The 13776-nt window shown below is 42.7% G+C and carries 6 protein-coding genes and 1 pseudogene; 4 read left to right on the top strand and 3 right to left on the bottom strand.

The genetic code is table 11. The annotated features are described in order from the left end of the window. Nucleotides 1-26: 26 nt before the first annotated feature. From HGD77_RS10470 to HGD77_RS17240, 3 genes and pseudogenes are all read right to left on the bottom strand, one after another. Entirely contained in the window at nucleotides 27-6758 is a 6732-nt protein-coding gene (locus HGD77_RS10470) for an Ig-like domain-containing protein (RefSeq protein WP_168730819.1), read from the bottom strand. Between the two features lie 88 nt (nucleotides 6759-6846). Beyond that, a protein-coding gene (locus HGD77_RS10465; RefSeq protein ID WP_415877826.1) for an IS5 family transposase occupies nucleotides 6847-7598 on the bottom strand; the annotation gives its coding sequence in 2 pieces (ribosomal slippage) (nucleotides 6847-7364 and nucleotides 7364-7598; 753 coding nt in all). A gap of 63 nt (nucleotides 7599-7661) precedes the next feature. Continuing rightward, nucleotides 7662-7778, bottom strand: a pseudogene (locus tag HGD77_RS17240) (ATP-binding protein); the annotation flags it as partial. 45 nt (nucleotides 7779-7823) lie between these two features. On the opposite strand from HGD77_RS17240, the gene HGD77_RS10460 reads away from it, so the two are divergent. From HGD77_RS10460 to HGD77_RS10445, 4 genes are all read left to right on the top strand, one after another. Further along, on the top strand, nucleotides 7824-8756 hold the full coding sequence (locus tag HGD77_RS10460) for an IS5 family transposase (protein WP_168730818.1): 933 nt from the start codon (nucleotides 7824-7826) through the stop codon (nucleotides 8754-8756). 200 nt (nucleotides 8757-8956) lie between these two features. Next, a complete protein-coding gene (locus HGD77_RS10455; protein ID WP_216077182.1) occupies nucleotides 8957-10420 on the top strand; it encodes a TolC family outer membrane protein in 1464 nt (487 codons plus the stop codon). Further along, a complete protein-coding gene (locus HGD77_RS10450) occupies nucleotides 10417-12558 on the top strand; it encodes a type I secretion system permease/ATPase (protein ID WP_168730817.1) in 2142 nt (713 codons plus the stop codon). Before HGD77_RS10455 ends, HGD77_RS10450 begins: the two co-directional genes overlap by 4 nt. Further along, nucleotides 12555-13742, top strand: coding sequence for an HlyD family efflux transporter periplasmic adaptor subunit (locus HGD77_RS10445; RefSeq protein WP_168730816.1), 1188 nt, complete (start codon nucleotides 12555-12557; stop codon nucleotides 13740-13742). The genes HGD77_RS10450 and HGD77_RS10445 overlap by 4 nt, the downstream gene beginning before the upstream one ends. The last annotated feature ends 34 nt before the right edge of the window (nucleotides 13743-13776 follow it).

Here is a 13776-nt window from a genome sequence, read left to right as displayed (position 1 = left end):
TTCGGGTTACTTAAAACTGACCAATATTAGATGCTCATTGTATTTGGCATCAACAGATCATCATACACATCTACTCGATAATTACTAACTAATGTAGCGGCATCAACACCCGATGCTGATACAGTCGTTGCAGTTACATCATCAACAAATGGAGTTAAGTCAATTTCGTTATCAGTTGATTCAATTAACAATGATGTCACTAGGTTCTCATTGAATAACATCTCATCAGCAGAATGATCGAATAAATCAGCATCTTCTACACTCAATACATCATGTAGCGATTCTTCACCTATTGAGAACTGTGCATGTTGAGGCGCACTGACTTTATTTAAGATGGTTTCACGATCCCAAATAGTACCATCATCAAATTCGATTTCACTGATCCCATAATTTTTATAAATTTCTAGATCAGACAAATGATTTTCAACCTTTAACGGTTTGCTATAACCATTGACATAGATCTCTAGAGTACTACCAGCCTGTTTTAAAATTACCTCTGAAGTGCTATAACCTTTAAGCTGTAGAACATTTTTATCTTGATCAGAATTACTATCAATAATAGTAATTAATTGATTTGCATCTTGATAGATATCTGCCTTTTCAAAAATATATGTATCGCTACCTTCACCACCTCTTAATGCTGAAGTCGTTCCGCCTTGAGCATTCAAGATATCATCACCCTCTTCACCATATAGGAAGCTCTGACCACCACCACCGAGTAAAATATCATCGCCAGCGCCACCATAAAGATGGTCATCATTATCAAACAGCCCTAAATCGTACGAGTTACCTACCAAAGTATCGTTACCATTACCGCCATAAACATAACTATTTGGACCTTTTGCTTCTAAATAGTCATCTCCATCATATCCATAGATCGTAGCGCTTTCTTCAGCGATAAGGATATCATTCTGATCTGTCCCATCAATTCTATTGACTAACATATCAAGGATGGTTTCACGATCCCAAATAGTGCCGTCATCGAATTGAATTTCACTAATTCCGTAATTTGTATAAATGCTCAAATCAGATAGATGATTTTCAATAACGATTGGTTTACTATAACCATTGACATAGATCTCTAGAGTACTACCAGCCTGTTTTAAAATTACCTCTGAAGTGCTATAACCTTTAAGCTGTAGAACATTTTTATCTTGATCAGAATTACTATCAATAATAGTAATTAATTGATTTGCATCTTGATAGATATCTGCCTTTTCAAAAATATATGTATCGCTACCTTCACCACCTCTTAATGACGATGTCGTTCCACCTTGAGCATTTAAGATATCATCACCTTCTTCACCATAGAGGAAGCTTTGACCACCTCCACCAAGCAAAATATCGGATCCTGAACCACCATAAATCCAATCAGTAATCTCTGTACCTTTTAAAATATTAATTTCAGAGGTATCTGTAGGCTTGTAAGTACCAGTTGCCAATCCAATATTAAAAATTTGTTCCGCTGTATTTCCTGCTACATCAGTTGCAACAATTTTATATTTGGCTGAATCCCAACCTACCGTATTGTTCAGCTTCACAGCCTGCCATTCATCATTTACCCATTTGTAAACCTCATATGCATCTGTTGGCGCATTAAAAATGACTTGATCTTTCTGCGCATCATAACTAAATACAGATTGCAACTCAGGTGCAGTCAAATCAACTGTAATGGTTTTCGTATCGGTGTAGCTTTCATTGCCTACAAAATCGGTTACTTTCGCTCTAAAGCTATATGTACCTTCATTGAAGTTAAATCCATCACCCCAATAATCAAATTGACGATCAAATTTAGTCCAAGTCACACCACCATCTGTTGAATACTGATACTCGACTTTACTATTTAGCTCATTGCCTTGAATCGCCAAATCAAATGATGAATCATTCGTGATACCATCAATCTCCGAGATACCAGAATCATCTAAACCAGTAAAGATCAATTCACCAGCAACAGGTGGTGTAATATCCGTGGTGATATAAACTTGATAATCACTTTGGATCTGACCATCCATACTGCTAATTTGAATGTTGAGTTGATCATTCAAACCTTTTGCATTTAAACCTGATTCAGACCAACTTGACTGATATGTATAAGAACCATTGGCTTTTAATGTAAGAGAACCATGCTGAGTATGATAGGTGATGGATTCTACGTCGCCCTTACCATTTTCAACTCGGATTTCTTGGTCACCTACTTTTAGAATATAGCTTTGTGGGGCTGAAACTTTACCATTTACATCAGCAAAAATATGACCGACTACAGTTTCATAGCCTTCGAACACCAATTCATTTACGAGTTTTTCTTGTTTTACGACTAACTCAAAATCCGTATTCCAAGAATATGCATCGAGCTGTAAAGTGTAATGACCAGGTGCCAACCCTTCAGCAACAATCACTTCTTGATAAGTTAAACCTACACTTGAAAGTGATTGAGAACCAGTAGAACTAAGCCCATTACCATAGATACTATAGTTATAAGAACCATTTATACTGCCCGATGCGTTAGTTAAGCTGAGAAGAATTAATGAATTTTCACCTGTGACTTCAAAATCAACATAAATATACATCGAGCTTTGATCTTGCTGACTATAGACGATGTCATCTTTCAATACCGTCTGTGTTTCAAATATTTCAGCTAATTCAAAGTGTGCATCTGCATTTTCTAACTGAGCAATTGGAGCATATAAGTTTTTCGTTACTGCATTATCCGCCTGATCTTTAGCAATAATTTCAAGTTTCTCACCATTGTTATACACTTTGTCCAAGGTCACGCTGTATGTGCCATCAGTACCTGCAACTGCAGTGCCAATCACTTTACCTTTATAACTCACCATCACTGTCGCATTTGCTTCGGTCATACCTGTTACGGTTTTATTGTCTGCTGACAATACTTGCGTCAAGGTTGCTGGGGCTGTCGTATCCGGTGCAATGATCGTGTTTGGTTTGGTGCTGTTATTGGCTTTATCTGTTGCCGTGACTTGCAGACTTTCACCATTGATGAAGGCTGGGTTCAAGGTCAATGTATATTGACCATCTGTACCCACAACCGTTTTACCAACAACTTTTCCATTATACGTTGCTGTAACTGTTGCACCTGCTTCGGTTTGACCTGTCACTGTTTTACCATCGGCACTGATCACTTGCGTCAAGCTCACAGGAGCTGTCGTATCTGGTGCGGTGATACTATTTGGTCCAGTGCTGTTATTAGCTTTATCGGTCGCAATCACTTCAAGCTTTTCACCATTGCTATAGGCTTTATCTAAAGTAATGCTGTATTTGCCTTCAGCATCTGCAACCGCAGTGCCAATCACTTTACCTTTATAACTCACCATCACTGTCGCATTTGCTTCGGTCATACCTGTTACGGTTTTATTGTCTACAGCAAGCTCTTGGGTCAAGGTTGCTGGGGCTGTCGTATCCGGTGCAATGATCGTGTTTGGTTTGGTGCTGTTATTGGCTTTATCTGTTGCCGTGACTTGCAGACTTTCACCATTGATGAAGGCTGGGTTCAAGGTCAATGTATATTGACCATCTGTACCCACAACCGTTTTACCAACAACTTTTCCATTATACGTTGCTGTAACTGTTGCACCTGCTTCGGTTTGACCTGTCACTGTTTTACCATCGGCACTGATCACTTGCGTCAAGCTCACAGGAGCTGTCGTATCTGGTGCGGTGATACTATTTGGTCCAGTGCTGTTATTAGCTTTATCGGTCGCAATCACTTCAAGCTTTTCACCATTGCTATAGGCTTTATCTAAAGTAATGCTGTATTTGCCTTCAGCATCTGCAACCGCAGTGCCAATCACTTTACCTTTATAACTCACCATCACTGTCGCATTTGCTTCGGTCATACCTGTTACGGTTTTATTGTCTACAGCAAGCTCTTGGGTCAAGGTTGCTGGGGCTGTCGTATCCGGTGCAATGATCGTGTTTGGTTTGGTGCTGTTATTGGCTTTATCTGTTGCCGTGACTTGCAGACTTTCACCATTGATGAAGGCTGGGTTCAAGGTCAATGTATATTGACCATCTGTACCCACAACCGTTTTACCAACAACTTTTCCATTATACGTTGCTGTAACTGTTGCACCTGCTTCGGTTTGACCTGTCACTGTTTTACCATCGGCACTGATCACTTGCGTCAAGCTCACAGGAGCTGTCGTATCTGGTGCGGTGATACTATTTGGTCCAGTGCTGTTATTAGCTTTATCGGTCGCAATCACTTCAAGCTTTTCACCATTGCTATAGGCTTTATCTAAAGTAATGCTGTATTTGCCTTCAGCATCTGCAACCGCAGTGCCAATCACTTTACCTTTATAACTCACCATCACTGTCGCATTTGCTTCGGTCATACCTGTTACGGTTTTATTGTCTACAGCAAGCTCTTGGGTCAAGGTTGCTGGGGCTGTCGTATCCGGTGCAATGATCGTGTTTGGTTTGGTGCTGTTATTGGCTTTATCTGTTGCCGTGACTTGCAGACTTTCACCATTGATGAAGGCTGGGTTCAAGGTCAATGTATATTGACCATCTGTACCCACAACCGTTTTACCAACAACTTTTCCATTATACGTTGCTGTAACTGTTGCACCTGCTTCGGTTTGACCTGTCACTGTTTTACCATCGGCACTGATCACTTGCGTCAAGCTCACAGGAGCTGTCGTATCTGGTGCGGTGATACTATTTGGTCCAGTGCTGTTATTAGCTTTATCGGTCGCAATCACTTCAAGCTTTTCACCATTGCTATAGGCTTTATCTAAAGTAATGCTGTATGTGCCATCAGTACCTGCAACTGCAGTGCCAATCACTTTACCGTTATAACTTACCGTCACCGTTGCATTTGCTTCAGTCGTACCTGTTACGGTTTTGTTGTCTGCTGACAATACTTGCGTCAATGTCACTGGGGCTGTCGTATCCGGTGCAATGATCGTGTTTGGGTTGGTGCTGTTATTGGCTTTATCTGTTGCCGTGACTTGCAGACTTTCACCATTGATGAAGGCTGGATTCAGTGTCAATGTGTATTGACCATCTGTACCTGCAACCGCTGTACCAACCACTTGACCATTGAATGTTGCTGTGACTGTTGCGCCAGCTTCAGTTGTACCTGTGATCGTTTGACCATCAGCACTGATCGCTTGCGTTAAGCTTGCTGGCGCTGTTTTATCAGGCGCTATGATGCTATTTGGTGTTGTACTGTTATTGGCTGTGTCTGTTGCAATAACCTCTAGCTTCTCACCATTGTTATATACCTTGTCCAAGGTCACGCTGTATGTGCCATCAGTACCTGCAACTGCAGTGCCAATCACTTTACCGTTATAACTTACCGTCACCGTTGCATTTGCTTCAGTCGTACCTGTTACGGTTTTATTGTCTGCTGACAATACTTGCGTCAAGGTTGCTGGGGCTGTCGTATCCGGTGCAATGATCGTGTTTGGTTTGGTGCTGTTATTGGCTTTATCTGTTGCCGTGACTTGCAGACTTTCACCATTGATGAAGGCTGGGTTCAAGGTCAATGTATATTGACCATCTGTACCCACAACCGTTTTACCAACAACTTTTCCATTATACGTTGCTGTAACTGTTGCACCTGCTTCGGTTTGACCTGTCACTGTTTTACCATCGGCACTGATCACTTGCGTCAAGCTCACAGGAGCTGTCGTATCTGGTGCGGTGATACTATTTGGTCCAGTGCTGTTATTAGCTTTATCGGTCGCAATCACTTCAAGCTTTTCACCATTGCTATAGGCTTTATCTAAAGTAACGCTGTAATTACCGTTTGCATCTGCAACTGCAGTGCCAATCACTTTACCGTTATAGCTTACCGTCACTGTCGCATTCGCTTCGGTCATACCTGTTACGGTTTTATTGTCTACAGCAAGCTCTTGGGTCAAGGTTGCTGGGGCTGTCGTATCCGGTGCAATGATCGTGTTTGGTTTGGTGCTGTTATTGGCTTTATCTGTTGCCGTGACTTGCAGACTTTCACCATTGATGAAGGCTGGGTTCAAGGTCAATGTATATTGACCATCTGTACCCACAACCGTTTTACCAACAACTTTTCCATTATACGTTGCTGTAACTGTTGCACCTGCTTCGGTTTGACCTGTCACTGTTTTACCATCGGCACTGATCACTTGCGTCAAGCTCACAGGAGCTGTCGTATCTGGTGCGGTGATACTATTTGGTCCAGTGCTGTTATTAGCTTTATCGGTCGCAATCACTTCAAGCTTTTCACCATTGCTATAGGCTTTATCTAAAGTAATGCTGTATTTGCCTTCAGCATCTGCAACCGCAGTGCCAATCACTTTACCTTTATAACTCACCATCACTGTCGCATTTGCTTCGGTCATACCTGTTACGGTTTTATTGTCTACAGCAAGCTCTTGGGTCAATATCGTTGGGGGAGTTATATCTCCTGATGTACTACCACCTCCACCACTACTTGCTGCAGCCACAACCCCTGCTGTTAAAATTCCACCTCCACCATACGTAATAAATTTATTATCGAACCAAAAATTTGATTCCTGTGCTAAAAATTTTTCTAATTCACTCAGGCTTTCTAGATTAGAAGAATCTAGTCGCAGTATGCTTTCATTATTCTCCAAAACATCAATAGAAAATTTTTCATTTTTAGATAGGATAATTTGCTCACCATTCTTGAGCTTTACAACAATTTGTTCCGACTGCTGAACAATATTTTCTACTTGGCTAGCCTCTAAAGTTGTTTTAATGCCATCTTTTAAAATTAAAATTTGCTTTGACACGAATTAATCCTCTGTTTTACAGAAACAAAACTATAAGATTACATTAAATAGACATGAATACAATTTTATTAATTACTAGGGCGTGTGGTCATTTGGCTTTGCACCAAATAAATATGCAAGCAATGTAGATTATAGACTGATAATTTCGTGCAAGCTTATCAAATCGGGTGGCAATAGCACGGAAATGTTTTAATCTCGCAAATGCATTTTCAACTAAATGCCTTAATTGATATAGATATTTATCAAACTCCTTATTCGACCTCTTCCTATTTGATCTTATTGGAATAATAGGAATCATATCCTTATTCTGGGCATATATTCTAATGTGCCCAGCATCATATCCCTTATCAGCAATAAGATAAGTTGCCTCATCTACAGTATCAATTAGTTGTTTTGCAACTTGACTGTCGTGGACGTCACCCCCAGTGATTTTAAAATCAATCGGTAATCTATTCGCGTCGGTTGCAAGATGTATTTTTGTTGTTCGTCCACCACGTGATTGTCCAATTGCTCTTTTGAAACCATGCCGAGCTCCACTTGCATGTTGATGCACGCGTATGTAGCTTCCGTCAATGAATACCCATTCTTGATCCAGGACGCCTCGTAATCTAAAAAAAATTTATCCCACAATCCCTTGCTTGCCCAACGATTAAAGCGATTGTAAGCAGTTTGCCAAGGACAAAATTCTTGGGGAATATCTCGCCATGTGGCGCCTGTACGCAGTTTCCATAAGATCGCTTCCATGATATTTTTACTATTCTTTGAACAGTAGCAACCATGTAATCGCATAGTATCTTGAATTTTCTGCCAGATATCATCGGTAAGAAGAGTGCGTGCCATTAAAAAAGTTAGAAAGAAAGCCAATCATCTCAGCAAGATAATTGGCTTAAGCGATAGTTACGCTTATCCTGTTATTCGTCGATCATCCCAATAACACGATACTACAATTAAATGGTTCTCATGTAACCGTGACCATAATCGGACACCTAAATCCCGCTGTATATTTTGGACGGCTTTGTTGCACAAACCTATCTGTAAAGGGTTTTTCAGCGATATAATTTTCAAATGAAGAAGCCTACACACAAAATCTACCGCACAACCAATTGGCCCGCATATAACCGAGCACTCATGAGTCGCGGAAATATTGCCATTTGGTTTGATCCTGCTACGCAATGGTATGCGCCATCAAAAGGCAAACAAGGGCGAAATCAAACCTACTCCGACGCAGCTATCCAATGCTGCTTAATGATTAAATCCTTATTCCGTCTGTCTTTACGTATGGTTACTGGCTTTGTGCAAAGTCTGATTAAACTTTGCGGATTAAATTGGATAGCTCCAGATTACACCACGCTTTGTAGAAGACAAAAGCATATTGATATTGTAATCAGCTACCAAAAAAGTAGCGATGGGCTGCATCTACTCATGGACTCTACAGGCATGAAGTTTCTAGGTGAGGGCGAATGGAAACGCAAGAAACATGGACCTGAATATCGTCGCCAGTGGCGTAAACTACATATTGGTATAGATGCCAAAACCCTGCAAATACGAGCAGTTCAGCTTACAACCAATAATGTCAGTGATTCACAGGTGCTTGGTGATTTACTTGATCAGATTCCACAAGATGAGCGGATTGACTCTGTTTATACCGATGGAGCTTATGACACCAAGCAATGCCGTCAGGTCATTGCAGATCGGCAAGCGCATGCGGTGATTCCACCTAGAAAAAATGCGAAACCATGGAAAGATACAAAGAGTAGCTCGCTAGAGCGAAATGAATTACTTCGAACAGTTAAACGTTTAGGCAGGACATTATGGAAAAAATGGTCAGGCTATCATCGCCGCAGTTTGGTGGAAACCAAGATGCATTGCATCAAATTATTAGGAGATAAACTCAGTGCAAGGAGTTTTGATAGCCAAGTGAATGAGATCCATGCACGTGTAGCAGTCCTTAACAGATTTACGGAATTAGGTCGACCACTTACCCAAGTTACGCCTTAAATTTGGCTCAATTAGGGGCGCTTTGCATTTCAAATCTTTGTGCAACAAAGCCAAGGAAGTCTAATGTATATTTTTTTAAATTTTGATATATTCATTGCAAAATACGAAACACAAGAAATCATGTTATTTAGGATCCAAAATAGGAATAAAAATCGAAAGAAAAATTTAGGAAAAAGAAAAATAGTAATATTTTCTCTTTTTTGTTGAAAATTTCTTTAAGTCATGCGGAAACTCCACAAGATTATTTTGCCAATCTCAAAAATGGCTTGGGGCAGCTGATTGCACCCAAGCCGACACGGTCAGCGCATAACATAGATATTACCTCGCTTGGTCATTATTCATTAGATACATCAAAAGTAGCTGAGCTGCCGCAAATTACCCGGCCACAGTCAGAACAGCCAGCTTTAAGTTCTACGATCACAGCTGGTATTCCAAAGACAATGAATCTGGTGGAAGCCGTACACCGGGCAGTGCAACGACGACCTGAAATTACCCAGAGTATTTCGAAATTATCTGCACAGGCCGCGAATATTGATGTGGCGAGATCGGGTTATTATCCGCAGTTATCCGGAGGTATCGGGACAGGGGATCTCACTTCAGGTGAACGTGGACGACAAATCGTTTCTTTGAATGCCACCCAGATGCTGTATGACTTTGGCAAAATTAAAACCAATGTCAGTGTGGAAGAAGCCCGTTTAGCAGAAGAACAGGCAAGGGTACTGGTCAGTCTGGATCAGATCGCATTTGAAGTGGCTGATGCCATAGTGAATATCAAACGCTATCAGCAAATTACCCAGATTGCCCAGCAGCAGATTCAGGGCATTGGACGGATTGCAGAAATTGCCAATTTGCGTGCCCGCGCCGGGATCAGCAGTCAGGCTGACCCGATTCAGGCCCAGTCCAATCTGGAAGCAGCACAATCGAATCTGATTGTTCAGCAGACCCAGCTCAGACAATATCAACAACGCTTGCGTACCTTGCTAGGATTTGATGTATCTGCAATTGAATGGGAGATTCCTGAGCGTATTGTGGCACAGGCTGATCTTTATCAGGATCCGGAATTTACCCAGATTCCGAACATGATTCTGGCCCATGCCGGGGTCAATGTTGCCCGTTTGCAAAAAGATCAGGCGCGATTAAGTCCTTATCCGACTATTAGTATTAAAGGCAGTCTAAGTCAGGCGATGAATGGGCGGAATCCAAATAATAATGAAGATGATGGCTTTTATAATTCAGTCATGATTGAAGCCAGCAGTAATTTGTATCAGGGTGGTGCAATACGTTCACAGACCCGTGCCGCCAGTTATGCCGAAGAAGCTGCACGCGCACAGGTCAATACGGTCTATCTGGATGTGCTGGATCAGGTGCGCTTGATCCGAGAACAGATTGAAAATAAACAAAAACAAATGGGAGTTTTATCCCAGCGCCGCGCAACCACGGTACGCACCAAAGAGCTGTATCAAGAACAATATAAATTGGGTACCCGAACCGTGGTGGACTTGCTGAACGCAGAGCAAGCCATTCATAGTGCCGCGCAGGAAATTGAATCGGCGCGCTATGACATTTATTCGGCGATCGTACAGTACATTCAGGTCACGGGCCGCACACGGGATATTTACGCGCTTAACAGTATTTCTATTCAGGGGTTTGAAGTTCAGCCATGAGTACTACAATAATAAATTATCAACCTTGGCTTCAGGCAGTTTTAAATATTGCCCGGCATTACCGGATCGAACCTTCTGAGGAACGGATTCGCCTGCAACTGGACTGGAACCAACATCATGACATCGATGACATGCTCAAGATAGTCAGTCGTCAGATGGGTTTAAACGTCCGTAAAAATAAATTTGACCACAGCCTGCTGAATCCATGGCGTTTACCTTTACTGGTTGAATTCGATAGTGGTGATGTGGGGGTGATCGAACGCATCGACACCCAGGGCAATGTCAGCATTCAGCTCAGTGGAGATGAAGGTTTATCTCAAAGCTTTACAGTTGAACAGTTAGAGACGGGCATAAAGCATCTTTATGTGCTGCGTCCTGAATCTTCAGTTCCAGATGCGCGGGTGGATGAATATATCAAACCCTTTGAAAAGAACTGGTTCTGGTCGATTGTCCTGAATGACTGGAAGCGCTATATCGATGTGATGTTTGCGTCTTTAATTGCCAATATTCTGGCACTGGCCACGATAGTCTTCTCGATGAATGTCTATGACCGTGTCATTCCATCACAATCTATTCCGACGTTATGGGTGTTGGCCGGTGGTGTGCTGATCGCCGGGATTTTCGAGTTTATTTTACGTGTCTCGCGGATCTATCTGTCAGACATCATTGGTAAACGCGCGGATTTAAAAATTTCTGACCGGGTTTTTGGTCATTCATTACGTATCAAAAACAGTGAACGTTCCAAATCGACAGGAACCTTTATTTCACAAATTCGCGAGCTGGAAGGTGTTCGCGAACTGGTGACTTCAACCACAGTTACGGCCATTGCCGATCTGCCATTCTTCTTTCTGTTCTTAGGGATCTTCTGGGTGATCGGTGGCAATCTGTTCTGGGTCATGTTACTCGTTGTGCCCTTAATGATTCTTCCGGGAATTCTGGCGCAGAAAAAACTGGCACAGCTGGCCCAGTTGGGGATGCGCGAATCTGCCATCCGCAATGCCTTGCTGGTAGAAGCCGTACAAGGCATTGAAGACATCAAGCTGTTAAGGGCTGAAACACGTTTCCAGAATCAGTGGAATCATATGAATGAAGTATCAGCCGATGTCAGCATGCAGCAACGTAAAATTGTCGGCTTGATGACGGCCTGGACCCAAAAAATCCAAGGCTTGACCTTTGCCATTGTGGTATTGGTCGGTGCTTTTGCGGTGATGGACGGCGAGATGACCACAGGTGCATTGGTGGCCTGTTCGATTCTGTCTTCACGAATGCTGGCACCCATTTCACAAATTACTGGCGTGTTGGGTCGTCTGCAACAGGCCAAAGTGGCCAAAGCCGGTCTGGATGAGTTGATGAAAAAATCGGTCGATCAGCCGGATTATTCTCATTTGATTCATCGCCCAGCTCTGGATGGTCATTATGAACTCAGTGGTGTGGTATTCAAGTACGGCGAAGATGATCCAAAACCAAGCCTGATGATTCCAAAGCTTGAAATCAAACCGGGTGAAAAGATTGCGATTCTGGGCCGTAACGGTGCCGGGAAATCAACCTTGTTGCAGCTCTTGTCTGGTATGCAGACACCGTTACAGGGCAAGGTCAAGCTGGATGGTATTGACCTGACCCTGATTGATCCTTCAGATGTACGTCGTGATATGGGCTTGCTGAATCAGAACTCGCAGCTGTTTTATGGTTCGATTCGTGAAAATCTCAGCCTGGGTGCGCCCTTGGCCACCGATCAGCAAATTCTGGAAGCATTGCAAATCACCGGTGCATTCGCTTTTGTGCAGGAGAAAAAAGAAGGTCTGGATCATATCATTCTGGAAGGTGGTGTTGGTTTTTCTGGCGGTCAGCGTCAGGCGCTGTTGTTAACACGGTTATTGATCCGTCAACCGAAAATTCTACTGCTAGATGAACCTACTGCTGCGATTGATGATGTGTCAGAAAAGCAGTTGATTGATCATCTTAAAAGTTATTTGAGCCATCGTACCATGGTGGTTGCGACGCATCGCCGTGCGGTACTGGAGCTGGTGGATCGTATTATTGTGGTGAATGATGGGAAAATTGTCATGGATGGTCCACGAGATCAGATCCTGAATCAGTCACAGGGTGGCAATAAGCGGGTTGTTGGAGCAAGTGCATGAGTGAACTCAAAGAACTAAAACGTTCAAGCAAAGTCAGCTTTCAGGAACCACCTTTACCTAAATCGAGTGTCATTATCTGGATTGTCGGCATTGGTTTATTGGTATTGCTGATCTGGGCCTGGTTATTTAGCCTGGAAGAAGTCTCTACCGGTACGGGTAAAGTGATTCCATCTTCTAAAGAGCAGGTGGTTCAGTCTTTAGAAGGCGGTATTTTGACCACGCTCAATGTTAGAGAAGGTGAAATTGTAGAGCGCGGCCAAGTATTGGCTCAGCTCGACCCGACCCGTTTTGAATCCAATGTCGGTGAATCTGAATCCTTACTGATTTCATCACGTGCGACCTCAGCTCGCTTACGCGCGGAAGTGAGCGGTACGCCATTGGTATTTCCCGAAGAAGTCTTGAAATATCCAAAACTGGTGAAAGAAGAAACGGCACTGTATCAGTCACGTCGTGCCAATCTGGAGGAATCCGTGGCCGGTCTAGAACAGGCCTTGGTACTGGTACAGCAAGAGCTGGAAATGACAGCACCACTGGTGGCCAAAGGGGCAGCCAGTGAGGTTGAAGTACTACGCTTAAAACGTGAAGCCAACGACCTGCGTAATCAGATGAATGATATCCGGAATCAGTATTATGTCCAAGCGCGGGAAGAATTGTCCAAAGCCAATACCGATGTGGAAACCCAGCAACAGGTGGTTCGTGGCAAGTCGGATACTTTGAGTCGAACTGTTTTTAAATCCCCGGTTCGCGGTGTAGTCAAAGAGATTGATGTGATGACACTGGGCGGCGTGATTCCACAAAATGGCAAGTTAATGACCATCGTGCCACTGGATGAAAAATTACTGGTTGAAGCGCGAATTTCGCCGCGTGATATTGCCTTTATTCGCCCTGATCAGGAAGCATTGGTTAAAATTACAGCTTATGATTATTCGATCTATGGTGGGTTAAATGGTAAAGTTGCGATGATTTCACCAGATACCTTGCGTGATGAAGTCAAGCAGGATCAGTTCTATTACCGCGTCTATATTCGCACAGACAGTGACAAGCTCAGCAATAATGCCGGGCAGGAGTTCAATATTACTCCAGGGATGGTGGCCACCGTGGATATTCGTACAGGTTCAAAAACCGTGATGGATTATCTGATCAAGCCGTTTAACAAGGCTAAAGAGGCTCTAAGAGAAAGATAATTCTTTTATTTTTTAGTAACTTAAATAAGTAAAG

The sequence above is a fragment of the Acinetobacter sp. NEB149 genome (assembly GCF_012516415.1).
Classification (GTDB): domain Bacteria; phylum Pseudomonadota; class Gammaproteobacteria; order Pseudomonadales; family Moraxellaceae; genus Acinetobacter; species Acinetobacter lwoffii_V.
The sequence above is the reverse complement of the archived record's forward strand: the minus strand, read 5'-3'. Positions and strand labels throughout refer to the sequence as shown.

Bases quoted from the DNA above. Each gene is read 5' to 3' on its own strand.
- HGD77_RS10460 (WP_168730818.1), top strand. From the start codon at position 7,824: ATGAAGAAGCCTACACACAAAATCTACCGCACAACCAATTGGCCCGCA.
- HGD77_RS10450 (WP_168730817.1), top strand. From the start codon at position 10,417: ATGAGTACTACAATAATAAATTATCAACCTTGGCTTCAGGCAGTTTTA.
- HGD77_RS10445 (WP_168730816.1), top strand. From the start codon at position 12,555: ATGAGTGAACTCAAAGAACTAAAACGTTCAAGCAAAGTCAGCTTTCAG.